Source organism: Actinoplanes sp. NPDC023714, assembly GCF_040639855.1.
Lineage (GTDB): Bacteria > Actinomycetota > Actinomycetes > Mycobacteriales > Micromonosporaceae > Actinoplanes.
On sequence record NZ_JBFAAR010000002.1, the window covers coordinates 185,973 to 210,770 of the forward strand.

General features: G+C 72.2%; 26 protein-coding genes. 10 read left to right on the forward strand and 16 right to left on the reverse strand.

Annotated features, from left to right (window positions below):
* The first annotated feature begins 5 nt into the window (after positions 1-5).
* Positions 6-1,181, forward strand: a complete 1,176-nt coding sequence (locus tag AB0G10_RS08650) for a HAMP domain-containing sensor histidine kinase (protein ID WP_360918154.1) — start codon at positions 6-8, stop codon at positions 1,179-1,181.
* Complete coding sequence (locus AB0G10_RS08655; protein WP_360918155.1) at positions 1,178-2,212, forward strand: LacI family DNA-binding transcriptional regulator; 1,035 nt, start codon at positions 1,178-1,180, stop codon at positions 2,210-2,212. Before AB0G10_RS08650 ends, AB0G10_RS08655 begins: the two co-directional genes overlap by 4 nt.
* Here the strand turns inward: AB0G10_RS08655 and AB0G10_RS08660 are convergent.
* Both AB0G10_RS08660 and AB0G10_RS08665 read right to left on the reverse strand, forming a co-directional pair.
* Positions 2,204-3,328 carry an aminotransferase class I/II-fold pyridoxal phosphate-dependent enzyme gene (locus tag AB0G10_RS08660; protein WP_360918156.1) on the reverse strand — a complete coding sequence of 375 codons (1,125 nt, stop codon included), beginning with the start codon at positions 3,326-3,328 and terminating at the stop codon, positions 2,204-2,206. The two genes, AB0G10_RS08655 and AB0G10_RS08660, sit on opposite strands and share 9 nt — an antisense overlap.
* Complete coding sequence (locus tag AB0G10_RS08665) at positions 3,276-4,184, reverse strand: DMT family transporter (RefSeq protein WP_360918157.1); 909 nt, start codon at positions 4,182-4,184, stop codon at positions 3,276-3,278. Before AB0G10_RS08665 ends, AB0G10_RS08660 begins: the two co-directional genes overlap by 53 nt.
* Positions 4,185-4,265: 81 nt before the next feature.
* Between AB0G10_RS08665 and AB0G10_RS08670 the strand changes: the two genes are divergently transcribed.
* The gene (locus AB0G10_RS08670) at positions 4,266-4,736 is read left to right on the forward strand and encodes an Lrp/AsnC family transcriptional regulator (protein ID WP_360918158.1); all 471 of its coding nucleotides are present in this window, start codon (positions 4,266-4,268) and stop codon (positions 4,734-4,736) included.
* A gap of 81 nt (positions 4,737-4,817) precedes the next feature.
* Here the strand turns inward: AB0G10_RS08670 and AB0G10_RS08675 are convergent, their stop codons facing one another.
* From AB0G10_RS08675 to AB0G10_RS08705, 7 genes are all read right to left on the reverse strand, one after another.
* Positions 4,818-6,722 carry a GGDEF domain-containing protein gene (locus AB0G10_RS08675; protein WP_360918159.1) on the reverse strand — a complete coding sequence of 635 codons (1,905 nt, stop codon included), beginning with the start codon at positions 6,720-6,722 and terminating at the stop codon, positions 4,818-4,820.
* A 29-nt stretch (positions 6,723-6,751) separates the two neighbouring features.
* On the reverse strand, positions 6,752-7,435 hold the full coding sequence (locus AB0G10_RS08680; RefSeq protein WP_360918160.1) for a hypothetical protein: 684 nt from the start codon (positions 7,433-7,435) through the stop codon (positions 6,752-6,754).
* Positions 7,432-9,765, reverse strand: a complete 2,334-nt coding sequence (locus AB0G10_RS08685) for a xanthine dehydrogenase family protein molybdopterin-binding subunit (protein WP_360918161.1) — start codon at positions 9,763-9,765, stop codon at positions 7,432-7,434. The genes AB0G10_RS08680 and AB0G10_RS08685 overlap by 4 nt, the downstream gene beginning before the upstream one ends.
* On the reverse strand, positions 9,762-10,724 hold the full coding sequence (locus AB0G10_RS08690) for a xanthine dehydrogenase family protein subunit M (RefSeq protein WP_360918162.1): 963 nt from the start codon (positions 10,722-10,724) through the stop codon (positions 9,762-9,764). The genes AB0G10_RS08685 and AB0G10_RS08690 overlap by 4 nt, the downstream gene beginning before the upstream one ends.
* Positions 10,721-11,218 carry a 2Fe-2S iron-sulfur cluster-binding protein gene (locus tag AB0G10_RS08695; protein WP_360918163.1) on the reverse strand — a complete coding sequence of 166 codons (498 nt, stop codon included), beginning with the start codon at positions 11,216-11,218 and terminating at the stop codon, positions 10,721-10,723. Before AB0G10_RS08695 ends, AB0G10_RS08690 begins: the two co-directional genes overlap by 4 nt.
* 46 nt (positions 11,219-11,264) lie before the next feature.
* Entirely contained in the window at positions 11,265-11,837 is a 573-nt protein-coding gene (locus AB0G10_RS08700; protein WP_360918164.1) for a TIGR03086 family metal-binding protein, read from the reverse strand.
* A 106-nt stretch (positions 11,838-11,943) separates the two neighbouring features.
* Complete coding sequence (locus tag AB0G10_RS08705; RefSeq protein WP_360918165.1) at positions 11,944-12,576, reverse strand: hypothetical protein; 633 nt, start codon at positions 12,574-12,576, stop codon at positions 11,944-11,946.
* A 109-nt stretch (positions 12,577-12,685) separates the two neighbouring features.
* Between AB0G10_RS08705 and AB0G10_RS08710 the strand changes: the two genes are divergently transcribed.
* Complete coding sequence (locus AB0G10_RS08710; protein WP_360918166.1) at positions 12,686-12,883, forward strand: hypothetical protein; 198 nt, start codon at positions 12,686-12,688, stop codon at positions 12,881-12,883.
* Positions 12,884-12,992: 109 nt separating this feature from the next.
* Here AB0G10_RS08710 and AB0G10_RS08715 read toward each other — a convergent pair whose 3' ends face one another.
* Complete coding sequence (locus AB0G10_RS08715) at positions 12,993-13,502, reverse strand: hypothetical protein (protein WP_360918167.1); 510 nt, start codon at positions 13,500-13,502, stop codon at positions 12,993-12,995.
* A gap of 44 nt (positions 13,503-13,546) precedes the next feature.
* Between AB0G10_RS08715 and AB0G10_RS08720 the strand changes: the two genes are divergently transcribed.
* Positions 13,547-13,747 carry a hypothetical protein gene (locus AB0G10_RS08720; RefSeq protein ID WP_360918168.1) on the forward strand — a complete coding sequence of 67 codons (201 nt, stop codon included), beginning with the start codon at positions 13,547-13,549 and terminating at the stop codon, positions 13,745-13,747.
* Positions 13,748-13,836: 89 nt separating this feature from the next.
* Positions 13,837-14,571 (forward strand): CPBP family intramembrane glutamic endopeptidase, encoded by a 735-nt coding sequence (locus tag AB0G10_RS08725; RefSeq protein WP_360918169.1) that lies wholly within the window; start codon positions 13,837-13,839, stop codon positions 14,569-14,571.
* A 122-nt stretch (positions 14,572-14,693) separates the two neighbouring features.
* Here AB0G10_RS08725 and AB0G10_RS08730 read toward each other — a convergent pair whose 3' ends face one another.
* The gene (locus AB0G10_RS08730; protein WP_360918170.1) at positions 14,694-15,593 is read right to left on the reverse strand and encodes a LysR family transcriptional regulator; all 900 of its coding nucleotides are present in this window, start codon (positions 15,591-15,593) and stop codon (positions 14,694-14,696) included.
* An 85-nt stretch (positions 15,594-15,678) separates the two neighbouring features.
* Between AB0G10_RS08730 and AB0G10_RS08735 the strand changes: the two genes are divergently transcribed.
* Positions 15,679-16,509, forward strand: coding sequence for an NAD-dependent epimerase/dehydratase family protein (locus AB0G10_RS08735; RefSeq protein ID WP_360918171.1), 831 nt, complete (start codon positions 15,679-15,681; stop codon positions 16,507-16,509).
* A gap of 99 nt (positions 16,510-16,608) precedes the next feature.
* Complete coding sequence (locus tag AB0G10_RS08740) at positions 16,609-18,534, forward strand: cellulase family glycosylhydrolase (protein WP_360918172.1); 1,926 nt, start codon at positions 16,609-16,611, stop codon at positions 18,532-18,534.
* A gap of 269 nt (positions 18,535-18,803) precedes the next feature.
* Here AB0G10_RS08740 and AB0G10_RS08745 read toward each other — a convergent pair whose 3' ends face one another.
* Positions 18,804-19,409, reverse strand: coding sequence for a TetR/AcrR family transcriptional regulator C-terminal domain-containing protein (locus AB0G10_RS08745; RefSeq protein ID WP_360918173.1), 606 nt, complete (start codon positions 19,407-19,409; stop codon positions 18,804-18,806).
* 95 nt (positions 19,410-19,504) lie between these two features.
* Here AB0G10_RS08745 and AB0G10_RS08750 point away from each other — a divergent pair, with 95 nt between their 5' ends.
* Positions 19,505-20,848, forward strand: coding sequence for an NAD(P)/FAD-dependent oxidoreductase (locus AB0G10_RS08750; protein WP_360918174.1), 1,344 nt, complete (start codon positions 19,505-19,507; stop codon positions 20,846-20,848).
* Between the two features lie 56 nt (positions 20,849-20,904).
* On the opposite strand, the gene AB0G10_RS08755 is transcribed toward AB0G10_RS08750, so the two are convergent.
* The 3 genes from AB0G10_RS08755 to AB0G10_RS08765 form a co-directional block, all read right to left on the reverse strand.
* A complete protein-coding gene (locus tag AB0G10_RS08755) occupies positions 20,905-21,627 on the reverse strand; it encodes an STAS domain-containing protein (protein WP_360918175.1) in 723 nt (240 codons plus the stop codon).
* Between the two features lie 10 nt (positions 21,628-21,637).
* Complete coding sequence (locus AB0G10_RS08760) at positions 21,638-21,862, reverse strand: hypothetical protein (RefSeq protein WP_360918176.1); 225 nt, start codon at positions 21,860-21,862, stop codon at positions 21,638-21,640.
* Positions 21,863-22,008: 146 nt separating this feature from the next.
* A complete protein-coding gene (locus AB0G10_RS08765) occupies positions 22,009-22,749 on the reverse strand; it encodes an ATP-binding protein (protein WP_360918177.1) in 741 nt (246 codons plus the stop codon).
* 36 nt (positions 22,750-22,785) lie between these two features.
* On the opposite strand from AB0G10_RS08765, the gene AB0G10_RS08770 reads away from it, so the two are divergent.
* Positions 22,786-23,484, forward strand: coding sequence for a response regulator transcription factor (locus tag AB0G10_RS08770; RefSeq protein WP_360918178.1), 699 nt, complete (start codon positions 22,786-22,788; stop codon positions 23,482-23,484).
* 28 nt (positions 23,485-23,512) lie between these two features.
* Here the strand turns inward: AB0G10_RS08770 and AB0G10_RS08775 are convergent, their stop codons facing one another.
* Entirely contained in the window at positions 23,513-24,754 is a 1,242-nt protein-coding gene (locus tag AB0G10_RS08775) for an Nramp family divalent metal transporter (protein ID WP_360918179.1), read from the reverse strand.
* Positions 24,755-24,798 lie beyond the last annotated feature (44 nt).

Here is a 24,798-nt window from a genome sequence, read left to right on the forward strand (position 1 = left end):
TATCGGTGCAAAGCGGTCTATTACGTCTGCTCGGAACCGGGCCGCGCGAGGCGGCCCGGCAGGCCGCCGTGCTGCTCACCGTGGCCGGCCTGCTGGCGCTGCTCGGCATCCTCAACGACCGCACCCACGCCGACCGGCTCATCGCCGTCGCGCTCTGCGACGCCGGTACGGCGCTCGCCGGGTTCCTGCTGCCCTGGAACCGGATGGGCCGGTTCTCGCCGGCCTGGCTCGGGCTCGCCGCCTTCGCCGTCCTCGGCCTCTCCACCTGGTCGTTCGGCGGGGTCTCGACCGGGACCGGGCCGTTCCTGGTGCTGCTCTACTCGTGGGCCGGCCTGCACTTCCCCCGCTGGATCCTGATGCTCTACCTGGCGCCGGCCACCGTCGCCTTCATGCTCCCGCTGATCCTGACCGGCCAGCCGCAGGCGGTCGTCGGCAGCGCGGTGATCCTCATGCCGGTCGCGCTCACGGTGGCGCTGCTCATCGAGGCGCAGGCCCGGCACCTGCGCGACGACCGGGAACGGCTGGCCCGGATCGAGGAGTGGCGGGCCGGGATGGTCAGCACGCTGGCGCACGACGTCCGGGCGCCGCTCAGCACGGTCCGCGGCGTCCTGGAGGAGCTGCAGGACTCGCCCGGGTTCACCGCGCACGACCAGCGGATGGTCGCCGCGGCCCTGCGGCAGACCGCCCGGATCGCCCGGCTCGCCGACGGGCTGCTCGACCTGCACCGCATCGACAGCTCCGGGCACCTCAAGCTCGACCGCGAGGAGTACCCGGCCGGCACGCTGGTGAAGGACGCGCTGCAGTACGTGCGGGCCGACGCCGACATCCGTACCGAGATCCCGCCCGGCCTGACGATCCGCGTCGACAAGCAGCGCTTCGAGCAGATCCTGCTCAACCTCATGACGAACGCGCTGCGGTACGGCGCGCCGCCCATCGTCGTGCGGGTCGCCCGGGACGGCGCGTACGACCGCCTCGAGGTGCGCGACCACGGCCCGGGCATCCCGGACGAGCTGCGGACGCGGCTGTTCGGTCAGTTCGCGGCCGGCGGCAAGCAGGGCGTCGGCCTCGGGCTCTGGATCGTCCGACAGCTGGCCGAGGCGCACGGTGGCCGGGCCGTCGCCGAGGCGCGCGACCCCGGGGTGGCGATGGTGGTCACCTTCCCGTTGAATCAGACTCCATGATCTCCCGACCGCGGCAGCCGACCATGGACCAGGTCGCCGCGGCGGCCGGCGTCTCCCGGGCCACGGTGTCCCGGGTGATCAACAACGCGGCGTCGGTGGCGCCCGCCATCCGCGAGGCGGTGCAGCGGGCGATCGCCCAGACCGGGTACGTGCCGAACGTCGCCGCCCGCAGCCTGGTCACCCGCCGATCCGACTCGGTCGCCCTGGTGATCAGCGAGCCGGACCGCCCGGACGACCACTCCTTCCTCAACCGGATCTTCACGGACCCGTACTTCGGCCGGGTCACGGCCGGCGCCACCGGCGCGCTCCGCCCGCACGACGTGCACCTGGTCGTCGTGCCGACCGACGCGTCCGACCACCACCAGGTGGTCCGCTACCTGCGGCAGGGACACGTCGACGGGGTTCTGCTGATCAGCAGCAACGAGCACGACCCGCTGCCGGCGCAGGTGCACGCGCTGGGCATCCCGGCCGTGCTGTCGTCCCGGCCGTCCGGGCCGCTGCCGGTCAGCTACGTCGACGTGGATCAGCGGGCCGGGGCCGCGCTGGCCGCCGGGCACCTGCTGGCGCGGGGTTGCCGGCGGATCGCGACGATCAACGGGCCGCTGGACATCCCGGCCGGTTCGGAGCGGCTCGACGGCTTCCGCGGCTTCCTCGGCGATCGCGGCTTCCCGGACGTGCCGGCGGTGACCGGGGACTTCACCCGGGCCGGCGGCGAGGCGGCGGCCCGGGCGCTGCTCGCCGCCGATCCTGCCCTGGACGGCCTCTTCGTGGCCAGCGATCTCATGGCCGAGGGCGCGCTGCGGGCGGTTCAGGACCACGGCCGCCGGGTCCCGGACGACATCGCCGTGGTCGGCTTCGACGATTCGAGCGCGGCGCTGGAGTGCCGGCCGCCCCTCACCACGGTCCGCCAGCCGGTCGAGGAGATGGCCGCCGAGATGGCCGAGCTGCTGCTGGCCCACATCGCGAGCCCGGGCCGGTCCCCGCGCTCGGTCGTCTTCCAGCCGACCCTGGTCCTCCGCGAATCAGCCTGACACGACCGCGCGGATCGCGGCGGCCACCTCGGCGACCCGGTGGGACGGCAGACCGGCCAGGTTGATGCGGCCGGTCGGCAGGCCGTAGATCGCGTGCTCGTCGCGCAGCCGCTCCATCGCCTCCGGCGGCAGCGGGAGGGTCAGGAACATGCCGCGCTGCTCGGCCAGGCGGGCGAATCCGGGCAGGTCGGCCAGCCGCAGCGCCAGCCCGCCGCGCAGCCGGCCCAGGCGGTTGCGCATCGACTCCAGCTCGTCGCGCCAGCAGGCCCGCAGCGACGGGTCGGTCAGGATCTCCTCGACGATCGCGGCGCCGTGCGCGGGCGGCTGCGAATAGCTGACCCGGGCCGCGTTCTCCAGCAGGATGCGGTCACGGCCGGGACTGGTTCCGATCACCAGGGCGGCGCCGACCCGCTCGTTGTAGAGGCCCCACGCCTTCGAGCCGCTGACCGCCACGTACGCCTCCGGCACCACGCGGAGCAGCCGGCGCATGCCGTCGAGATCCTCGTCGAGGCCGTCGCCGAGGCCGAAGTACGCCTGGTCGACGAAGGGGACGACGCCCCGGCGGAACAGCACCTCGGCGAGCTCGTCCCACTCGGCCGGCGGCATCCGGTAGCCCGTCGGGTTGTGACAGCAGCCCTGGATCATCAGCACGTCGCCGGGCCGGGCCACCGAGGCGGCCGCGAGGGTGTCCGCGACCGGATGCGTGGCTACGCGCAGGCCGGCCGCGGCGAGGACACCGGGGTGGTTCACGTAGGCGGGCACGCCGAGGTGCACGGTCCGGTCCGGGCCGGTCGCCGCGATCAGCTCGGCGAGCAGGCGCAACGCGCCCGTCCCGGCCACCGTCTGGACCGCCGTGGTGCGGGCCAACACGGAGTCGTCGGCCAGGAGCAGTTCGGCGATTGCGGCGGCGAAGCGCCGGTTGCCCGACGGTCCGACGTACGCCTTGGTGCTCGAACGTTGCGCCAAGCGCAACTCCGCCGCACGGACCGCGCGCATCACCGGGCTGGCGCCGCTGTCGTCGCGGTAGACCCCGACGATCAGGTCGAGCCGCCCGGGCCTCGTGTCACGCTCGCACGCCGCCGTGAGCTCCCACAGCGGATCGGCGGTGAGCAGCATTCTCGGATCTTCCTTCCAGCAGGGGGAACAGGGTTACGCCGCCCACGATCAACACGAGGCTGACCAGCGTGGGCGTGGTGATCGGCTCGCCCAGCAGGGGCACCGCGACGATCGTGGTGAGGACCGGCGCGAGCGCGCCGAGACAGGCCGCCAGCCGGGAGCCGAGCCTCTTGATCGCGATCGAGTAGCAGACCGCCGCGACCACGCCGACGCCGACGCCCTGCACGAGGAGGTAGGTGAGCGCGTCGCCGTTGAGGCTCAGGTTCGACGGGACGAGTCCGGAAATGATCAGTGAACCGGTGATCGCCGCGGACGGCACGCAGAGCACGAGCGCGGCGCCGATCGGATCGAGCCGGGTGGTCCGCAGCGCGAGGGTGTAGACGCTCCAGATCAGCCCCGCCAGCAGCAGCACGACGATTCCGCCGCCGGTGCTCCAGGACAGCGAGGCCGCGACGCCGAGGAGGATCAGGCCGAGTGCGGCGGCTTGCGCGCGCCGGATCCGCCGGCCCCGGATCGTGTACGAGAGGCCGGCCACGAAGAGCGGCACCACGCCCGGGATCACGAGCCCGACCAGGGCCGCACTGGTGAGCGAGCCGCCGAGCGCGGAGACCGTGAAGTAGGGCAGGCCGGCGCCCGCGCAGAGCGCCACGATCACCGCCGGCCGCTCGCCGGACAACGATCGTAGTGTCCGCGGGATCCACGGCGACAACAGCACTACGGGCGTAGTGAAGCGGAGGAGCGCGGCGTCCATGACGGTGAGCGAGGAGGCGCCGATGCCGCGGATGCTGAGCGCGAAGCCGGCCCAGACCAGCACGGTGGCCGCCATGGCGGCGAGCCCGGTTCTGTTTCCTCTCACGGGAGTCACGTTATGCTTCTCGGTGCGGCATACGATTGCTAATTCGTGCTGCATCGGCCGTTCCTTTGGCAGAATCTGCCAATGCGCGATCTCGATGACATCGACCGGCGGATCCTGCTCGCACTACAGCGCGACGGTCGGCTCAGCAACCAGGACCTAGCCGACCGGGTCGGCCTCTCACCGTCGCCGTGTCTGCGAAGGGTCAGGCTCCTCGAGGAGGCCGGGGTGATCGCCGGCTATCGCGCGGTGATCGACCAGGAGGCGGTGGGCCTCCCGATCACGGCGTTCGTGAGGATCACGCTGCAGACGCACGAGCACCATCTCGTCGAAGAGGTGGAGCGGCGGCTGCGGGAGGTGCCGGAGGTCGTCGAGGCCTATCTGCTCGCCGGCGACCAGGACTACCTGCTGAAGGTCACCGTGGCGTCGTTCGCCTCGTACGAGGACTTCGTGCGTCATCGGCTGCGCACCATCCCGACGCTCGCGTCCATCCAGACGACGTTCGCCTTCGGCGTCACCAAGACGGTGTCGCCGCTGCCGGTCGGGTCCTCATAGGATCCCCTCCCGTAGCCTTCGACGGGTGGGACCCCGGATCGCCGCCCGGGCCGGCCGCGCGTTCCTCCGCCGGGCCGTCGGCTACCTCGCGTGCGAGGTCTTCTCCCGGTACATGGCGGCGTCGGCCTCGCGCAGCAGGTGGTCCGGGTCGGTGGCGCCGTCGGCCGAGACGGCGACGCCGATGCTGACGCCCACGGTGACCTCCCGGCCGTCGATCAGGAACGGCTCGGCGAGGGTGGTCCGGATCGCCTTGCGGACGGTCTCGTGGCCGTCCGTGCCGCCGATCCCGCCGATCAGCACCACGAACTCGTCGCCGCCGAGCCGGGCCACCGTGTCGGTGCGGCGGAGCAGCCTGGTGAGCCGGCCCGCCACCTTGATCAGGAGCTGGTCGCCGGCCGCGTGCCCGAGCGTGTCGTTGACCGCCTTGAAGCCGTCCAGATCCAGCAGCAGCACCGCGAACCGGTAGTCGGGGTCGCGGGTCGCGCGCAGCCCGGCCTGGGTGAGCCGGTCCTCCAGCAGCAGCCGGTTCGGCAGGCCGGTCAGATGATCGCGGAGGGCCGCCGTGCGCAGGCGTTCCTCCTGCTCCCGCAGCGCCGCCATGGTGACCTGGTAGTCGAGCGCCTTGGCGAGCAGTGAACCGGAGTGGTTCATCATCTCCCGGCCGGGCGGGGTGGTCGACTGGATGCGGCCGACCGCGGCGAGCATGCCCCAGTCGCGGGCGCGGCTGCGGATCGGCGCGATCAGCACGATGTCGCCGGCCGGGCCGTCGGCGGTGTCGAACAGCTCCGGGGGAGGGAAGGCGTCCACCGGCAGGCGTGCGTCGGCGCTGACGGACGTCCGGTAGGCGCCTACGAGCGCAAGCGTGTCCGATACGCGGTGGTCCGCCGGTGGCGCCTCGCCGGAGGATGGGGGCGTGTCGCCGGAGGTCTCATCGCCGGAGGCCTCGTCGCCGGAGGCCTCGTCGCCGGAGGACGGGGCGGGTGGAGCCCAGAGACCGAGGCATCCGGCCACCGCCGGGGTCAGGCCGAGCCACTCCAGTGACCGTGGGTCGGCCGCCGCGGCGCCGAGCAGGGCGATCCCCAGCTCGTACTGGATGTTCAGCGTGCTCTGGAGGTACTGCACCTCGCCGAAGAGCGCTCGCGTGTGCTGCTCGGAGACCGGGAACCCCTGGCTCGGGCATCCGCACGACTCCCGCGGCACGAAAACCGTGCCGACCCTGTCGACCTGATCGGAGACGAACCGATGAAGACGCTCGTAGACCACGGCGCCCACGCGATCCAGCGGCTGGCGTACCGTCGACAGGGCCGGCCTCATGTATGCGGCGTCCGCGATGTCGTCGAATCCGACGACGGCCAGATCCCCGGGGAGAGACAGTCCCGAGGCGGTCAGCCGGTTGATCAGTCCGATCGCGTTCCGGTCGGTGCCCACCACGATCGCGGTCACCGGCATCCCGGCCACGATCAGCTCATCGGCGACCAGCTCACCGCCGCTCTCGTGGTTGTCCCCGCTCTCGTAGTGCACCGGCTCCAGCCCGTGCGCGAGCATCGCCTCCCGATAGCCCTCGTGGCGCTCGCGGAGGTCGTAATGGGCCAGGTACCCGGCGAAGGCGATCCGCTCGTGGCCGTGGCCGATCAGGTGGGCGACGGCGTCCCGGACTCCTGATCGGTTGTCGGCGAGCACCGCGGAACCGCATCCGTCCTGAGCGACATGGACCACCGGCAGCCCGGCATCCCGCGCCTTCCCGGCGTAGGCGGGCGCGACGGCGCCGGGCAGCACGGCCAGGCCGGACAGGTGCGCCCACGCGAGCGGGCGGTCGAACTCGGGCAGGCCGCTGCGGTCGGCGCTGTGCGATCCGGGGTCGAGCGTCTGCACCGCCATGACCCGGTCACCGCCGGCCACCGCGGCGTCGTTGATGCCGGCGATGATCGCGCCGTAGTAGTCACCACCGACGAAGGGGGAGAGGATTCCGAAGGTGCGGCCTGTCACTCCGTCATGATCTCGCGAAATGATCGGTTTCAGGCGCCATGTGCCAACCATTCCAGCGCGACGACCGCGGCACCGAGGGCGAACTCGGCGAACAGCACGATCATTTTCTGCCAGACCGGCAGCCTCACCCGGCGCACCGCGGCCCAGCCGATGGCGACCAGCCAGGCGACGAGCGCGATGGTCGAGCGCCTCAGCGCCTGCTCGGTCGTCCACACCTCGGCGTAGGCGAGCGCGAGGAAGACGAACGGCAGCACGAGGGCGCCGAGCGCGCCCGTCACCACGCCGATCATGTGCCGGAGTTGAGGGCGGGTGGGCATCACCTGGTGCACGGCGATGTGCGACACGACGTCCGCCACGAGGACGGCCAGCAGCGTGCCGCCCACCGCGATGATCAGCGTGGAGCCGGCCCGCGCGGCGCTGGTGTGGTGCTCGCGGAGTGCCAGCACCACGGCCAGCGCCGCGAAGGTGATGTAGACCCGCTCCTTGAGCCGATCGGCCCGAGCCTCAGCCCCGCCGTCGTGCGAGCCCGTCCCGCCGTCGTGCGAGGCCGTCCCGCCGCCGCCGCGCGAGGCCCGGCCGCCGCCGCGCGAGGCCCGGCCGCCGCTGCGCGAGGCCCGGCCGCCGCCGCGCGAGGTTGGTCTGCCGTTGCTCGGCGGCTCTTCCGGGGTGGCTGGACCTTGGCGCGCGGCGGGGGTGGCATCGGGGTCGGTCACTCCATGAGGTTAGGCAGGAGCTTGTCGAGGCGGACCGGGAGGTCTCGGACCCGGATGCCGGTGGCGTGCCAGATGGCGTTCACGATGGCGGCGGGGGAGCCTACGATGCCGATCTCGCCGATGCCCTTGCTGCCCATCGGGTTGATCTGGTCGTCGTGTTCGTCGAGCCAGGCGGCGTCGATGTCCTCCACGTCGGCGTGGGCGGGGATGTGGTACTCGGCCAGGTCGTGGTTGACCCATTCGGCGAAGGCGGGGTCGAGGACGCCCTCCTCGTGCAGGGCCATGCCCATTCCCATGATCATGCCGCCCAGGAACTGGCTGCGGGCGGTGCGCGCGTTGAGGATGCGGCCGGCCGCGAACATGCCGAACATGCGGGAAACCCGGACCTCGCCGGTGACGGCGTCGACGCGTACCTCGGCGAAGTGTGCTCCGAAAGCGTGCCGGCCCTCCGTCTCCTGCTGCTGGATCAACTCGGTGGTGTCGAAGGTCGCCTCGTCGCCGCCGGAAGCGAGCAGCTCACGACAGGCGCCGGTGACCGCCCAGCCCCAGGAGGCGCTGCCGGAGGAGCCGCCGGCCACGGACGCCTTCGGCAGCGAGCTGTCGCCGATCCGGATGTCGATGGCCGAGACCGGCACGCCGAGCGCGTCCGCCGCGATCTGGGCGAGGATGGTGCGCGCGCCCGTGCCGAGGTCGGCCGCGCCGATCGCCACCTCGAAGCGGCCCGCGTCGCCCCCGGTGGCCGCAGCACCCGAGACAGTCCCGCCGCCCCCATTCGCTGCGCCGCCCCCATTCGCTGCGCTGCCGGCGGAAGGTGCGCTGCCGGCGGAAGGTGCGCTGCCGGCGGAAGGTGCGCCGCCCGCGGATGCTGCGCCGCCTGCGGTAGGGACGCCCGCTGCGGTGACTGCGCTGCCTTCGGTCGATGTGCCCGCGGCGGAAGGTGCGCCGTCCGCGGTGAGTGCGCCCGCCGTGGTTGTCGCGCCCGGTGTGGTCGGGGTGTCGGTGTTCGCGGGCAGTTTGCGGACTCGGGCCACCGAGGGCTGGGCCATGGTCGGATATGTCGCGCCGGCCACTCCGGTCCCGATCCACCAGTCGCCCTCGCGGCGGCGGCGCGGGCGGGGGTCGCGGTCCTCCCAGCCGAAGCGGCGGGCGCCCTGGCGCAGGCATTCGACGTAGTGCCTGCTGGTGAACGGCGTGCCGTCCTCCGGTTCGGCGTCGGGCTCGTTGCGGATGCGCAACTCGATGGGGTCCATGCCGAGTTTCTCGGCGAGCTCGTCCATGGCGCATTCCAGGGCGAACATGCCGGGCGCCTCGCCGGGTGCGCGCATCCAGCGGGGTGTCGGCATGTCGAGCCGGAGCAGGCGGTGGGTGGTGTGCCGGTTCGGGGCGGCGTACATGTGCCGGGTCGAGACGGCGGTCTGCTCGGCGAACTCGAACAGCCGGCTGGTCTGCGACGTCGCCTGGTGGTCGATCGCGGTCAGGATGCCGTCGCGGGAGGCGCCGAGCCGGATCCGCTGGATCGTCGGGGTACGGTGGCCGACCATCGTGAACATCTGCTGGCGGGGCAGCGCGACCTTGACCGGTCGGCCGACGACCTTGGCGCCCATGGCCGCGAGGACCGCGTTCGGCCGGGCCGTGCCCTTCGAGCCGAAACCGCCGCCGACGTGCTCGGTGACCACGCGGACCTGATCGGGTTGCAGGGAGAAGACCTCGGCGAGTGTCGCGGCGACCCCGGACGGGTGCTGGTTGGAGTCGAAAGCGGTCAGCGCGTCGCCGTCCCAGCGGGCGATCGTGGCGTGCGGCTCCATCGGGTTGTTGTGCAGGGCCGGGGTCTCGTAGACGACGTCGACGGCGACCTCCGCATCCCTCAGCGCCGTCTCCACATCACCGGCCGACGTCGTCGCCGGGAAGGCGGGGTTGACCTGCTCAGGGGTGTAGAGCTCCGGATGATCCGCCCGCAGCACCGCGTCGTGGCCGAGCTCCTCGATGTCGAGCTGCACGGTCTGCGCCGCCCGCCGCGCCTGCTCGAGGGTGGCGGCGACGACGAGCGCGACCGGCTGGCCCCGGTAGGCGATCCGGTCCGACTGCAGCACCGCCAGCTCCGGGTCGTCGGTCTCCGCGATCCGCGGCGCGTTGCCGTGCCAGAGGACCGCGAGCACCGTGTCGGCCGGATCCGCGATGACCGATCTCAACCGCCCGTGCGGCACCGGCGACGTCACGATCCAGCCGTAGGCGACGTCGTCCTGCGGGTATTCGGCGGCGTACTTGGCGGCACCGCTCACCTTGAGCGGACCTTCGAGGCGCGCGAGCGGCGCGCCGATGGCAGACGTCATGACAGGTGCTCCAGGACCCAGGCGGTCAGGTTGCGCATCAGACCGATTTTGTACGTGTTGTCGCGCAGTCCCCGGGCGGCCGCGAGTTCGGCGTCCGCCGCGGCGAGCCAGGACTCCCGCCCGGCCGGCGCTCCGCGGAGCCGTTCCTCGGCGAGCCGGGCGCGCCACGGTTTGTGGGCGACGCCGCCCCAGGCCAGCCGCACGTCCCGGACCACGCCGTCCTCGACGCTCAGGGCGGCCGCGACCGAGCCGACCGCGAACGCGTACGACGCCCGGTCCCGGACCTTGCGGTAGAACGAGTGGGCCGCCACGCCGAGGACCGGCAGATCCACCGAGGTGATCAGTTCGCCGTGGTCGAGGACGGTGTCGCGGTCCGGCTCGTCGCCGGGCAGGCGGTGCAGGTCGGTGACCGGGATGCTGCGCTCGCCGGCCGGCCCGCTGGTGTTCACGACGGCGTCCAGCGCGACGAGCGCGACGGCCATGTCGGACGGGTGGGTGGCGACGCAGTGCTCGGAGGCGCCGAGGATGGCGAGGTTGCGGTGGTCGCCCTCGCGGGCCGGGCAGCCGGATCCGGGCGTGTGCTTGTTGCACGGCTTCGTGGCGTCCATGAAGTACCGGCATCGGGTGCGCTGCAGCAGGTTGCCGCCGGTGGTGGCCATGTTGCGCAGCTGGCCGGACGCCCCGGCGAGCAGCGCGCCGGACAGCACCGGGTAGCGCTCCCGCACGCGCGGGTCGGCGGCCAGGTCGCTGTTGCGTACGCCGGCGCCGATCCGCAGCCCGCCGTCCGGCAGGTCGGTGATCGCGTCGAGGCCGAGGCGGTTCACGTCGACCAGTACGTCGGGGGTGGCGACGCCGAGCTTCATCAGGTCGACCAGGTTGGTGCCGCCGCCGAGGAACATCGCGCCCGGCTCCAGGCCGTCGTCGAGCCCGGTGGCGCCCCGGTATTCGAAGGTTTTCATCGAGGTGTCTCCTGAGCCTGGGCGGCGGCCTGCCGGATGGCCGGGACCATGTTCGGGTAGGCGCCGCAGCGGCACAGGTTGCCGCTCATCCGCTCGCGGATCTCGGTGTCGCTCAGCAGGTCGTGGTCGTGCGGTTCGGTCACGGCGCTGGGCCGCCCCTGGGCGACCTCGTCGAGCATGCCGGCCGCCGAGCAGATCTGGCCGGGCGTGCAGTAGCCGCACTGGAACCCGTCGTGGTCGAGGAAGCCCTGCTGGACCGGGTGGCCGGCCAGCCCCTCGACCGTGGTGATCTCGGTGTCCTGGTGGGCGATCGCGAGCAGCAGGCAGCTGTTGACCCGGCGCCCGGCGAGCAGCACCGTGCAGGCGCCGCACTGGCCGTGATCACAACCCTTCTTGGCGCCGGTCAGGCCGAGATGCTCGCGTAGAGCGTCGAGGACAGTGGTCCGGGGATCGAGGTCGAGCTCGTGCTTCGCCCCGTTGACGATCAGCCGCATGGATCGCCACGTACCCCGGACCGCCCCCGTCAACCGTGCGCGACGATTACGGTGTCCAGGAAGGATCGCGACCGATGAAGCCGAGCAGCCGGTCCTGCACCCCGGCGTCGTCCGGCACCGCGACCCGTGGCCCGTACTGCCCCGACGACCGGATGATCTCCTCCATCGGCTCCATCCCGCCCAGCAGCCCGCCGGCGAACTCCGGGTCGAGCCGATCGTCCTGACCGGTCGCCCGCGCCAGATCCCAGGTGTGCATGAAGACGTCGGATGTGTAGAACCGGTCAATGGCCTGATCGAGCGGCACGTCGCCGATGTGCGGATTCCGCAGCGTCCGCGACGGCGTCCCCGGATCGTCGAGGACGGCCTGCACCGCGGCGGCATGCTGCTGCCACGCGCCGGCCGGGTCGTCGCCGGCGTCCGGCACCGCCGGCAATCGCACATCGGACCCGCCCGCGAGGAATCCGGGCAGCCATTCGACCAGGTGGCGCACCACATCACGAGCCCGCCATCCATCGACGGGCGTGGGTGCGTCCCAATCCTTCACCCCGAGCACCCGGGCACTGAACTCGCCTGCCACCTGCCGGTGGCGTTCGGCGGGCGTCAGATCAGAAAGCGACATCGTGGGCATCCTTTCAGCGTCGGCGCGGCCTCTCTGCCACCCTAGCCCTTTCAACTGTACGGTTGAAAGCACCGTGGCATCGAGACCCCGCCGCGCCACGGATGCGCTATCCGCCGGCCGGGGTCTGCCAGCCGACGTTGAGCCGGGGCGGCCGCGGCGGCTTCTGCTCGACCCGGTGCAGCAGCGAGTCCACCTTCCGGTCCAGCGTGGTCAGATACCGGGTGAGCCGCGGATCGGCGGCGTACCGGCTGCGGTGGTCGTGCAGCGTGTCCACGAGCTCGCGGAGCAGCTGGGCCGCCGCCGGATCGGACTTCTCGAACGCGGTCAGCGCCTCGTCGATCTGCTCCCGGGCCTCCCCGAACGCGCCGGTCAGCAGCGCGTCCAGGCGGCGCTCGGTCAATCCCCGCAACGCCGACAGCGGGCCGGGCGGGCTCGGCTTCCAGGTTTGCAGGAGTTCGGCGGGGTGCGTGGCCTGGTCACGGTCGACCGTCTTGCGGTGCGGGACGCAGAGCAGCAGCAGATTGTCGTACGCATCAAGGTCCTCGGAATCCATCCCGGGCGCATGGCGTGGCCCGTCCGGATCGGCCCCGCGGATGCGGACCGGCTCGACGTTGACCTCCGGCTCGTTGCCGAGGAAGACCATGACCGGAGTGCGGCAGCCCGGGAAGTCGCAGCTGCCCTGGGAGAGCGCCACGAGAGCGGCGCGGGTGGCCGGTGACAGCGGATGTGTCTCGTCCATGGCGTGTCTCCATGGGTGGATGTGCCATTTTCGTGGCGAGGGCGGACAAGTGGGTTCAGGCCGCCCCGATCGGGAAATCGTTCGCTCCCCGGCCTGAATCGAGGTTGAGATGGCATTGCACACGATGGTCTGTGAAGCCGAGAACGCCACCGAGGTGCTGTTCGCCTGCACGGACGCCGCATGTGGCCGCCGGGTCGTCGTGGGCAAGGCCCGCCCCCGGCTCACCGTGATCGACCAGGGCGATTTCGGCGCCCGGCACGTCGGTTCGCTGGGCGGCATCACCGTCGAAGCGGTCGACGTGGCCTGATTCGGTTCCTCACGACCTCACAGAGACCCGGCTCTTGCCGGAACCGGGCTCGGCAGGGCCGGCCGGCTCACCCGGACGCCGTTGTCCGGCGGACCGGCCGGCCGGGCTCTCACCGCGGGTCTTCGACCTTGATGATCGGACCGTCGTGGTAGCCCATCATGTCGTAGCCGACCTCACCGAGCTCCGAGTTGAGGAACGCGGTGACGACGAGCTTGTAGACGCCGGCCTGCGTGGTGTTGCCGGGGTCGCCCTCGGGCAGCTTGAAGGCCGGAACCTCGAGCCTGGCGGAGTACGTCTCGCTCTGGGCGAACGTCGGGCCGCCGATCGGCACCCGGACCTCACCGAGGGACACCTCGTCGCCGGGACCCTGGGACTCCGCGAACGCGGTGACGACCCATTCCTTCGTCTGTACCGACAGGGCCGTGAGCCAGAGGGGGACGAGGTTGCCGAACACACGCCAGCTGACGTCGATGTCGAACGGCTTGCTCCGGTTGACGACGAGGTTGGACGAACCGATGGCGGGTCGCTCGGTGACGGCGACGATGCCCAGGAACTCGCCCTCGATGGCGGGGTCGGTCGGTCCTCTGGGCGGGATGTTGGGATCGAAGCGATCGGTCATGGCGATGCTCCTTTGCATCTCCTTCAATCCGGTGATCGCACGATGTGCTTGGCGCCCAGCGCGTCGGGCGGTGTACCGGGGGTTCGCCTCGAACGTATTCCCGGCGGCGACAGGCCGTCAGCCGGATCAGCGACACCGCCGTCCGCCGGGCCCGGTTCGACAAGGTGACCGCCGTGATCGGCGACCACCAGCCGGCCGAGGCGGCGCCCGCGCTGGCGCAGACGGTCGGCATCGTCGTCCGCTGATGGCTCAACGGTTCAAAGGAGCGGTGCTCATCACAAAAATCACGGTTCGCCGCTTAAGATCCAGTTCGTACCGGTAGCGTCCTGCGGCTGTGTCCGACGACCGCATCCTCACCGTCTCCGGCCGGCGCCTGGGCTTCATCCTCGGCGCCGTCGTCGTGGTGCTGGTCGCCGTCAACGTGGCCAACAAGTTCGGCCCGCCCGGCACCGGCCTCGTGGCCGGCCCGCTGGTGGCGCTCGGCCTCCTGCTGCTCGGCCGCCGGGCCGGCCTGACCTGGCACGACCTGGGCCTCTCGCCGCGCACGCTGACCCGCGGCTCCAAGTATGCCGCGGGCGCCGTGCTGGCCGTCGCCGTCGTCTACGGCATCGCCGCGGCCGTGCCGGCGACCCGGCCGGCGTTCCAGGACGGCCGGTACGACCTGCACCCCAGCGCCGTCCTGGAGACCGCCTTCCTGGTGATCCCGCTCGGCACCGTGCTGCTCGAGGAGGTGGCGTTCCGCGGCGTGCTGCACGGCCTGGTGAACCGGCACCGCGGCGCGGTCTGGGCCAGCGTCGTGTCGTCGGTGCTCTTCGGGATGTGGCACATCCTGCCCTCGCTGGGCCTGGCCGACGCCAACCAGGCGATCGGCGCGGCCGTGGGCGGCGGCACCACCGGCCGTGTCCTGGCCGTGGCCGGCGCGGTCGCCTTCACGGCGCTGGCCGGCCTGCTCCTCTGCGAACTCCGGCGGCGCAGCGGCAGCCTGCTCGCGGCGGCGGCGCTGCACTGGGCCACGAACGGCATGGGCCTGCTGGTCGGCGCCGCGCTCGCCACCGTCCACTTCGCTTGACCCTCGATTCCCGGGACAGAGCCTTTCATTCGTACGATGGCCAGCTCTTGATCTTGAAGAGAGGGCCGGCGAACGGTGGCGTGGGGAAGGACGGGGACCGAGGTCCACGCCGATTTCTGGCGCTAGTATTCGCTGGTCGTGGTGGTGTGCGGCGGGATCAGGTCGAGGAAGGCCTGGACCGCGCGGCTCGCGGGGAGCGCGGACGAGCGGGCGACGGCGAGGGTCCACGGTGTGGCGGGCGGGTCCAGGGCGACCGGGACGACGGCTGCTCCGGCCTCGGCCCGCAGCGGCGGCACCAGCGCGACGCCGAGGCCCGCGGCCACATAGTCCGGCACCGTCGTGAGGTCGGTGACCTCGACGACGATCGAGCGGGTCAGGCCGGCGCGGCGGAAGTCGTTGTCGGAGCGGACGCGGTTGCAGTAACCGGCCGGCAGGTCGATGAACGGCTCGCCGGCCAGGGCGCCCGGATCGACCGCCGTCTCCGCCGCCAGGGGATGACTCTCGGACACGAGCAGCCGGGGCTGGAACGTGGCGATCGGCGTGAGGTGGACGCCGGCCACCGCCGCCGTGTCGACGCCCACGAACGCCACGTCGAGCTGGTGGTTCCGCAGCTTCTCCAGCAGGCCCTCGCTGCCCTCGGCCGCGACGGTCATGGTCATTCGTACCCCGGGGTGGCGCTCGCGGAAGTCGCCGACCAGCCCCGGCAGATCGACGGCCGTCAGGCCGGAGAGCGTGCCGACGCGCAGGCTCCCGCGCAGCCCGAGACCCGCGCCCTCGACGGCGGCGCGCGCCGTGTCCAGGGAGTCCAGCGCCTTCTTCGCCTCGGGCAGCAGCGCCCGGCCGGCGTCGGTGAGGGCCACCCGCGTGGTGCTGCGGTCGAACAGCGGCGTGCCGAGATCGCGCTCGAGGGCGCGGATGCTCGCCGAGACGGTGGACTGCACGGCGTGGGTGCGGCGGGCGGCACGGGTGAAGTTGAGCTCCTCGGCGACCGCCACGAAGAACTCCAGCTGACGTTGCTCCACGCCGCCCACCCTATCGCTCTCGGCGATCGGAGCTATGAAGAGCGTTCGTTGGACACGATGAGACCGGCGCGGCAGGCTCTTCCTCGTGAAGATTCTGCTGACCGGCGCGACCGGTTACATCGGGTCAACTGTCCGCACCGCTCTGATCGAGAGCGGTCACGAGGTGACGTCGTTGGTGCGTTCCGCCGCCGCCTCCCTCCCCTCCGCGGTGATCGGCGATCTGCGGGACACCTCCCTGGTGCGCGACCTCGCCGGCAAGCATGACGGTGTGATCCAGCTGGCGGCGCCCGAACCGGCGGTGGAGGCCGCGGTCGCCGACGCGGTGCTGGCGGCGCGTCCGGAAGTGTTCATCCGGACCGGCGGCGTCTGGGTGCACGGGCCGGGCGACGCGATCACCGAGGAGACGCCGCGGAACGCTCCGGCGCTGGTGGCCTGGCGCGAGGAGGTCGACGTGCGGGCGCTCGCGGCGCCCGGCATCCGGTCGGTGCTGATCGAGCCGGGGATCGTCTTCGGTCATGGCAGGGGCATCCCGGGCCTGGTCGTGGAGGCCGCGCGGCAGGGGCACCTCATCGGGGACGGCACCCAGCACTGGACCACCGTGCACGTCGACGACCTGGCCGCGCTGTACGTGCTCGCGCTGGAGAAGGCCGAGCCCGGATCGGTGTTCCTCGGGGTGAGCGGCGACAACCCGACCGCCGGGGAGCTGGGGGAGGCGGCCGCGCGGCGGCTCGGGGCGGGAGGGCGCCCGGCTCCCGAGGACCCGGCCGCGACGGTGGCCCGGCTCGGCTACTTCGGCGCGGCGCTGCTGCTGAGCCAGCGGGCGTCCGGGGCGAAGGCCCGCCGGGTGCTGGGCTGGAAGCCGGTGCGGCCGTCGTTGATCGAGGAGATCGCCGCGGGCGGTTACGACCCGGCCTGAGTTTGTTTCGGAAAAGGTTGAGTTCGGTGACCCCGAGATTGCAGGATGTCGATGGGAGCGCTCCCGAATCCCCGATCCCCACCCTGCAAGGAGTCCCACGTGCTCAGTCGAAGAGCAAGAAAACGCCTGGTCGCGGCGCTGGGCGGCCTGGCCCTGGCGATCACCGGAGGGGCGAGCGCGCCCTCCGGCGCCCAGGCCGCCGCACCGGCGTCGGACTGGCTGCACGTCTCCGGCAACCAGATCGTCGACGCCGCCGGTAACCCGGTCTGGCTGACCGGCACGAACTGGTTCGGCTTCAACGCGTCCGAGCGCGTCTTCCACGGACTCTGGTCGGCGAACATCACCGAGATCACCCGGTCGATGGCGCAGCGCGGCATCAACCTCGTCCGGGTGCCGATCTCCACGCAGCTGCTGCTGGAGTGGAAGGCCGGCACGTTCGGCACGGTCAACGTCAACACGTACGCCAACCCCGAGCTGACCGGCAAGAACAGCCTGCAGATCTTCGACTACTGGCTGGCGCTCTGCGAGCAGTACGGCATCAAGGTCATGCTCGACGTGCACAGCGCCGAGGCCGACAACTCCGGTCACATCCACCCGGTCTGGTACAAGGGCTCGATCACGCCGGAGCTGTACTACCAGGCCTGGGAGTGGGTCACGGCCCGCTACAAGACCAACGACACGGTCGTCGCGATGGACCTCAAGAACGAGCCGCACGGCACGCCCGGCACCACGCCGCGGGCCAAGTGGGACGACTCGACCGACGTCGACAACTGGAAGTACACGGCCGAGACCGCGGCCAAGCGCATCCTCGCGATCAACCCCGAGGTGCTGGTGCTGGTCGAGGGCCAGGAGGTCTATCCGCGCGAGGGCGAGACCTGGAACTCCCCGAACACCGACCCCGACCTGTCGCCGAACTACTACTACAACTGGTGGGGCGGCAACCTGCGCGGCGTCGAGGACCACCCGATCAACCTGGGCGCCAACCAGGACCAGCTCGTCTACTCGCCGCACGACTACGGGCCGCTCGTCTTCAACCAGCCGTGGTTCGACAAGCCGTTCGACAAGACCACGCTGACCAACGACGTGTGGCGGCCGAACTGGCTCTACATCCACGAGAACAAGACCGCGCCGCTGCTGATCGGCGAGTGGGGCGGGCGGCTCGGCCAGGACGAGCGCCAGGACAAGTGGATGACCGCGCTGCGCGACCTGATCGTGGAGCACCGCCTGCACCAGACGTTCTGGGTGCTCAACCCGAACTCGGGCGACACCGGAGGCCTGCTGCTCGACGACTGGAAGACCTGGGACGAGCAGAAGTACGCGCTGCTCAAGCCGGCGCTGTGGCAGCAGGGCGGCAAGTTCGTGAGCCTCGACCACCAGGTGCCGCTCGGTGGCGTCGGCAGCACCACGGGCATCAGCCTCAGTGCCGCGTACGGCGAGTCGGACACCGCCGCGCCGACCGTTCCCGGCCAGCCGGCCGCGAGCGGCATCACGTCGTCAGCGGCGACCCTGACCTGGGCGGCGTCCACCGACAACGTGGGCGTGACCGCGTACGACGTGCTCCGCAACGGGACCGTGATCGCCACCGTCTCCGGGACCACCTACACGGCGACCGGGCTGGCGGCGTCGACGGCGTACACCTTCAGCGTCCGTGCCCGGGACGCCGCCGGGAACGTGTCGGCGGCCTCGGCCGGGCGCAGCGTCACCACGACGGCGGGCGGCGGCGACGGCGGGGACCAGGGGTGCACGGCCACCTACAAGACGACGAGCTCGTGGACCGGCGGGTTCCAGGCCGAGGTCGCCGTCAAGAACACCGGCACGACGGCGGGCAAGGGCTGGGTCGTGAACTGGACCTACCCGAGCGGGACCACGGTGGCCTCGCTCTGGAACGGCGTGCAGACGACGCCGCCGGTGACCGTCCGCAACGCCGACCACAACGGTGCTCTGGCGGCCGGGGCGTCGGCGACGTTCGGTTTGGTCGGCTCGGGGCCGGCGTCGACGCCGGCGGTGAGCTGCACCCTGTCCTGACCGGTTGGGCTGCACGGGAGTGCGGCAAATCGGGCGTGAAAAGAGCCCTGCCGTACAGCCGGTCGAGCGTGGCTGTACGGCAGGGCGACAATTCGGGCGTGGAGGGAGCCCTGTGGTTCAGCCGGTCGAGCGTGGCTGTACGGCAGGGCGACAATTCGGGCGTGGAGAGAGCCTTACGGTTCAGCCAGCCGAACGTGGCTGTACGGCAGGGCGACAATTCGGGCGCCGGAACAGCCCTGCGGTACAGCCGGCCATCGGGCCCGGCGCGGTCACTCCCTGCTGAATCGCTCCAGGGCGCCCAGCACCAGGTCCAGCCCGAGCTCGAAGGCCCGGTCGGCGCGTGGACGCCCCCGCCCGGCGGCCTCGATGGCGGCGACGAGGAGTGGCGTGCGGGCGCCGGCCGGGTCCCACACCTGATCCGGGGCGGCGATGTCCAGGGCCGAGCCGATCACGAAGCTGTCCAGCACGGTAATCACGTCGAGGAGTTGCCCGGTCGGCACTCCGGCGCCGCTCAGGACGGCCGCGATGTCGTCGTACATGTTCATCACGTCGGGTGACGACACCGTGTACGCCGTGAGCATCGGGATGAGCCTCGGGTGCCGGGCGAACGCGTCCCGGTAGCGGCGCAGCAGGTGGCGCAGCGTCACGTTCCAGGGTCCCGCCGGCGGCACGTCCGGCTGCTCTGCGAAGATCAACGCCCGCATGGCCTCGATGATCTCGGTCTTGCCGGCGACGTGGTTGTAGATCGAGGAGGGGCGGACGCCGAGCGCGGCCGCTACCTCACCGAGCGTGAACTCGCCGCGGGCGTCGACGAGGGCGAGGGCGGCGGTGGCGATCTTCTCCACGGAGAGTTTCGGGGTGGCGGGGCGACCCATCGCGCCTTCCTGGGGGATCGGCAGTGGGGGAGAACACCATGCTAAACGAACGCCGTTCGTTTAGAGTGCGAAGTGAAGGCGATGGAGGGATATCTATGACCGACTACGACGTCATCGTGGTCGGCGCCGGAGTGACCGGGCTGACCGCCGCGGTGAGGCTGCACGAGGCGGGCCGCAAGGTGCTCGTGCTCGAGGCCCGCGACCGCGTCGGCGGGCGACTGCTGACCGACATGGTCGACGGAGTCCGCCTCGAGGTCGGAGGTCAGTGGGTCTCGCCGGACCAGACCGCGCTGCTCGGCATGCTCGGGGAGCTCGGGCTGGACACCTACGCACGGCATCGCGACGGCGAATCCGTCTATATCGGGCGCGACGGCATCCGCCGTACCTTTGAGGGTGAAGCTTTTCCGGTTTCCGACGGGACGACCGCGGAGATGGAGCGGCTCACGAAGGAGCTCGACCGGCTGGCGGCGGAGATGGACCCGCTCAGCCCGTGGGAGCATCCCGATGCCGCCCGCCTCGACCGGATGTCGTTCGCGGCCTGGCTCGCCGAGGAGACCGACGACGCCGAGGCGCGGGACAACATCGGCCTCTACATCGGGCCGGCGATGCTGACCAAGCCGACGCACGCGTTCTCGGCGCTGTCGGCGGTGCTGATGGCGGCGAGCGCGGGTGGGTTCAGCCACCTGGTCGACGCCGACTTCATCCTGGACCGGCGGGTGGTCGGCGGCCTCCAGCAGGTTCCGCTGCGGCTTGCCGCCAGAATTCCGGATTCACTGCATCTGTCGACCCCGGTGACCCACGTCGCGTGGGAGTCCACCGGAGTGACGGTCAACGACACCTGGCGGGCGCGGCGCCTCGTCATGGCCGTTCCGCCGACCCTCGTGAACCGGGTGCAGTACAGCCCCAACCTGCCGCCGGTGCACGCTCAAATGCGTCAACACCAGTCGTTCGGCCTGGTCATCAAGCTGCACATCACCTACGAGACCCCGTTCTGGCGGGATAAAGGCCTTTCGGGTACGGCGTTCAGCCCGTATTCGCTCGTCCACGAGGCCTACGACAACAGCAACGAGGACCTGCCCGGCGAGACCCGCGGCACGCTCGTCGGATTCGTCTCGGACGAGAAGGCGGACGCGCTGCTCGGCCTGAGCGCGAGCGCCCGGCGCGACAGGGTCCTCGCGGCGCTCGCGAACTACTACGGGACCGAGGCGCTCACCCCGGTGTCGTACTACGAGAGCCCGTGGATGGCCGACGAGTGGACGGCCGGCGCGTACGCGACCAGCTTCGACATCGGCTCGCTGACCCGGTACGGCAAGCACCTGCGGCAGGACGTCGGCCCGATCTCGTTCGCGAGCAGCGACATCGCCGGGCTCGGATTCCAGCACGTCGACGGCGCGATCCGGATGGGCGAGGCGATCGCGGCCCGCCTGGCGGAAAGCTGACCGGGCCCGCCGTCACGGGCGCGGCCCGCCTGACGGAAAGCTGACCGGGCCCGCCGTCACGGGCGCCGCAACGCCGCCCACACCACCTTGCCACCCTCGGCCGGCGCGCATCCCCACCGGTGCGACAGCTCGGCGACGAGCAGGAGGCCCCGGGCCGTGGTCACCTCCTCGAGATCCCCCTCGCGGAGGTGCGGCAGCACGGCCGAGCCGTCCCGCACCGCGATGATCATGAAGCGGTGGCCGAGGGTGAACCGCAGATCGGTCATCGTGGCGGCGTGCTTCACCGCGTTCGACACCAGCTCGCTCGCGACGATGCTGGCGGTCGGGGCGAGCCCGCGCAGCCCCCACCGGGCGCAGGCCTCCACGGCCAGGTAGCGGGCCCGGCGCGCGGCGCCCATCGCCGGCAGCAGCACCTCGCCGAGCGTGTGGGTGTGGTCCCGGGGCTCGGCGTCGAGCGCGTCGTCGACCGAGGAGAAGATCGGCGTCCGGCCGTGCTGATTCGCGAGCGTCTGCGCCATCCGCCAATCCGGGACGGCCAGCAGCAGGGGCGTGTGCGGCCAGAACGCCGCCTGACGCGCGACCACGAGCAGCACCGACAGCGCGGCGTTCGTGGCGGCGACGATGCCGCCGAGGTCCACGACGACCGCGTCGGGCTGCTCGACCAGGCATTTCGTCAGGGCGGCGCGGATCCTCGGCGCCGTCGACGAGTCGAGCTCGCCGATGACGCGGACGAGGAGGCGCGTGCCGACCCGCTCGACTTCGCAGCGAAGTTCGGGCACCGGAGCATTGTCACCCCTGGAACGGGCGTATGTCGTTCCCGGTCGATGCGGTGGCGGTCCGAAATGTGACTGGTGCCGGTGCGCCCGCCGCGCGACCCGCTCGCCGGCGGCGGATCAGGGGGACCGCCCAGACCAGGGCGAGCGCCGCGGTGAGCAGGGCCGTGCGGGGGTCCGGTTCGGCGTGCCCGAGGAGCGCGGCGAGCCAGATGGCGAGAACGATCGTCCGGGGTGTCATGACGATGGCCTACCCGCGGCGGCGGCCCGTCCGGGCCGTGCGGCGGCCCGGCCGGGTCATCCGGCAACGCCACCGGCCCGCCCGGGTCATCCGGCAACGCCACCGGCCCGGCCGGGTCATCCGGCAACGCCACCGGCCCGGCCGGGTCATCCGGGAATGCGATGCCGGGGGAGCGTCACCTCCATCGACAGGCCGGTCGGGCGCAGCCGGCGCGCGCGGATCGTGCCGCCGAGGCCGGCCAGCCGCTGCCGTACCACCCACAGCCCGAGGCCGTGATCGTCCGGCGGCGGGGTGCGGCGGCGCAGTGCGGCCCGCAGCGCCGGCGTCGGGCGGCCCCGGTCGCGGACCGCGATCCGGAGCCGGCCGCCTCGTACCCTCGCGTGCAGCCGGACCGGCCCGGGTGCGTGCCGCAGCGCGTTGCCGACCAGGTTGAACAGGATCTGCCGGGTGTGGTGCGGATGCACCGGCCAGCGCCGCGCCCACCGGCCGGTGCTGACGGCGAGCCCGCCGGCCGGCGCGATCGCGGCGACCGCCGGCAGGATCTCGCCGAGCGGCACCGGCGCAGCCGGCCGCAGTGAAGAATCCGGCCGCAGTGAAGAATCCGGCCGCAGTGAAGAATCCGGCCGCGGTGAAGAATCCGGCCGCGGCGAAGCGACCGGGCCGCCGGCCAGCTTCCAGGCGGTCGCCGCGGCGTCGCCGAGGACGGCCTCGGCGTGCGCCACGTGCGCGGCCGCGAGCCGGGCCAGCTCGGCGCGGTGCGGCTCCGGCGGCGCCGTCTCCAGGGCCTGCAACAGCCCGACCAGGGTCGCCATCGGCGGGCGCAGCTCGTGGCACAGGCTCCGGGCCAGCAGCAGGCCGGGATCGTCCGGGACGGGTCGCCGGATCATCCGCATTCCTTCCTCGATCGGGGGCAAAGCATCGACATGCGTGCCGGGATCCGTGTGGTGATCATTGACGACCACGACCTTTTCGTACGGGGACTCGAGCTGTTGCTGCCCCACGTGAGCGGGGGCCGGGCGACCGTGGTGGGCACGACCGGCGACGCCGCGTACGCGGCGAGCGTGGTCCGGCACGCCGTCCCGGACGTGGTGCTCGTCAACCTGCACATGCCGCCGCCCGGCGGGCTGCACGCCGTCGACGCGGTCCGCCGGGCGGCGCCGCGGGCGACGGTGCTGGCGATGTCCGGCGACGACGACCCGGCGGTCGCGATCGGCGCGCTCCGGGCCGGCGCCGCCGGTTTCCTGCCCAAGAGCAGCGACGCCGCGAGCCTGCTGCCGCCGCTGATCGCCGCCGTCGAGGGCTGGTCGGTGATGCCGCCCGCGCTGCTCGCGGCCCTGGCCGGGCCGGACGGCGGGCAGTCGCCGCCGCCGGTCACGCAGTCGCTCGGCGACGCCGAGCGGGAGCTGCTCGTGTTGATCGCGTCGGGTGCCTCGACGACCGTGATGGCGGCGCGGATGCACGTCTCGGAGCGGACCGCCAAACGGCTGACGGCGGCGCTGCTCCGGAAGCTGCGGGTCGCCAGCCGGGCCGAGGCCGCGATGCTGGCCGGCGCCGCCGGGATGCTGAGGGAGGTCACGGACGCCCGCATGCCCCGTTCCGGGCCGCTCAATCAGCGGCCCTGAATACCGCAGTCAGCCCTGGATACCCCGATCAGCTCAGGGTCCGAACCAGCAGGAACACGTTCAGCGCGACGATCAGGGCGGCGGCGGCCGAGGCGGCCACCGTCGTGATCGGATGGTTGACCTGGTCGCCGAGCACGTCCCGGCGCCGGGTCAGCCAGATCAGCGGGACGAGGGCGAACGGCACCCCGAACGAGAGCACGACCTGGGACCACACCAGCGCCGTGGTCGGATCCGCGCCGAGCAGCAGCACCACCATCGCGGGCGCCATGGTGACCAGCCGGCGGACCGCGAGCGGGATGGTGCGCCCGATGAACCCCTGCATCACGACCTGCCCGGCGTAGGTGCCGACACCGGACGACGCCAGGCCGGAGGCGAGCAGCGCTATCGCGAAGGCGAGCGCCGCGTGACCGTCCAGAACGGACCCGAGGCCGGCGTGGATGCCCTCCAGGGTGTCCGTGCCGCCGATGCCGGAGCCGGCGAAGAGCTGGGCCGCGATCACCAGCATCGCCAGGTTGACCAGGCCGGCCGCGCCGAGCGCGATCAGGGTGTCGGCGCGCTGGCAGCGCAGCGCCTCCCGGCGCCGGCCCGGATCGGCGGCCGCCACGGCGCGGGTCTTGGTCAGTGCCGAGTGCAGGTAGATCACGTGCGGCATCACGGTGGCGCCGAGGATGCCGGTGGCGAGCAGCAGGCTCTCGGCGCCGTCGAAGGACGGGACCATCCCGGCGGCGAACGCGGCCGGCTCGCCGCCCGAGCGCAGCGCGGTGTAGAGGAACCCCAGCAGGATCACGCCGAGCATCCCGCCGATCACCGTCTCGAAGCGGCGGGCGCCGCGCCGGTGCACCTCCAGCAGCGCGAACGCGACCATGCAGGTGATCAGGCCGCCGACCGGCAGGGGGACGCCGAAGAGGAGGTACAGGGCGAGGGCGCCGCCGATGATCTCGGCGAGGTCGGTGGCCATCGCGACGAGCTCGGCCTGCACCCACAGGCCGCGGCTCACCGGGCGGGGCAGGTGCTCGCGGCACAGTTCGGCCAGGTCCCGCCCGGTGACCAGGCCCAGCTTCGCGGACAGCGACTGGATGAGCATGGCCATCAGGTTCGCCGCCACGATGACCCACACCAGCAGGTAGCCGAAGCTCGCCCCGCCGGTGAAGTTGGTCGCGAAGTTGCCGGGGTCGGCGTACGCGATCGCGGCCACGAACGCCGGGCCGAACCAGGGCGCCACCCGGGCGACCCGCCGCTTGATCGGTACTGCCAGGTCGAGAACCACCATGCGCCCGGCTTGCCCGGGACGGCGGGCCCGCACGGGCCACGGAT

Excerpts from the sequence above, each read along its gene's own strand:
- AB0G10_RS08655 (WP_360918155.1), top strand. The coding sequence starts at position 1,178 with ATGATCTCCCGACCGCGGCAGCCGACCATGGACCAGGTCGCCGCGGCG.
- AB0G10_RS08660 (WP_360918156.1), bottom strand. The coding sequence starts at position 3,328 with ATGCTGCTCACCGCCGATCCGCTGTGGGAGCTCACGGCGGCGTGCGAG.
- AB0G10_RS08670 (WP_360918158.1), top strand. The coding sequence starts at position 4,266 with ATGCGCGATCTCGATGACATCGACCGGCGGATCCTGCTCGCACTACAG.
- AB0G10_RS08685 (WP_360918161.1), bottom strand. The coding sequence starts at position 9,765 with ATGACGTCTGCCATCGGCGCGCCGCTCGCGCGCCTCGAAGGTCCGCTC.
- AB0G10_RS08690 (WP_360918162.1), bottom strand. The coding sequence starts at position 10,724 with ATGAAAACCTTCGAATACCGGGGCGCCACCGGGCTCGACGACGGCCTG.
- AB0G10_RS08695 (WP_360918163.1), bottom strand. The coding sequence starts at position 11,218 with ATGCGGCTGATCGTCAACGGGGCGAAGCACGAGCTCGACCTCGATCCC.
- AB0G10_RS08700 (WP_360918164.1), bottom strand. The coding sequence starts at position 11,837 with ATGTCGCTTTCTGATCTGACGCCCGCCGAACGCCACCGGCAGGTGGCA.
- AB0G10_RS08705 (WP_360918165.1), bottom strand. The coding sequence starts at position 12,576 with ATGGACGAGACACATCCGCTGTCACCGGCCACCCGCGCCGCTCTCGTG.
- AB0G10_RS08710 (WP_360918166.1), top strand. The coding sequence starts at position 12,686 with ATGGCATTGCACACGATGGTCTGTGAAGCCGAGAACGCCACCGAGGTG.
- AB0G10_RS08715 (WP_360918167.1), bottom strand. The coding sequence starts at position 13,502 with ATGACCGATCGCTTCGATCCCAACATCCCGCCCAGAGGACCGACCGAC.
- AB0G10_RS08745 (WP_360918173.1), bottom strand. The coding sequence starts at position 19,409 with ATGGGTCGCCCCGCCACCCCGAAACTCTCCGTGGAGAAGATCGCCACC.
- AB0G10_RS08750 (WP_360918174.1), top strand. The coding sequence starts at position 19,505 with ATGACCGACTACGACGTCATCGTGGTCGGCGCCGGAGTGACCGGGCTG.
- AB0G10_RS08760 (WP_360918176.1), bottom strand. The coding sequence starts at position 21,862 with ATGACACCCCGGACGATCGTTCTCGCCATCTGGCTCGCCGCGCTCCTC.
- AB0G10_RS08765 (WP_360918177.1), bottom strand. The coding sequence starts at position 22,749 with ATGATCCGGCGACCCGTCCCGGACGATCCCGGCCTGCTGCTGGCCCGG.
- AB0G10_RS08770 (WP_360918178.1), top strand. The coding sequence starts at position 22,786 with ATGCGTGCCGGGATCCGTGTGGTGATCATTGACGACCACGACCTTTTC.
- AB0G10_RS08775 (WP_360918179.1), bottom strand. The coding sequence starts at position 24,754 with ATGGTGGTTCTCGACCTGGCAGTACCGATCAAGCGGCGGGTCGCCCGG.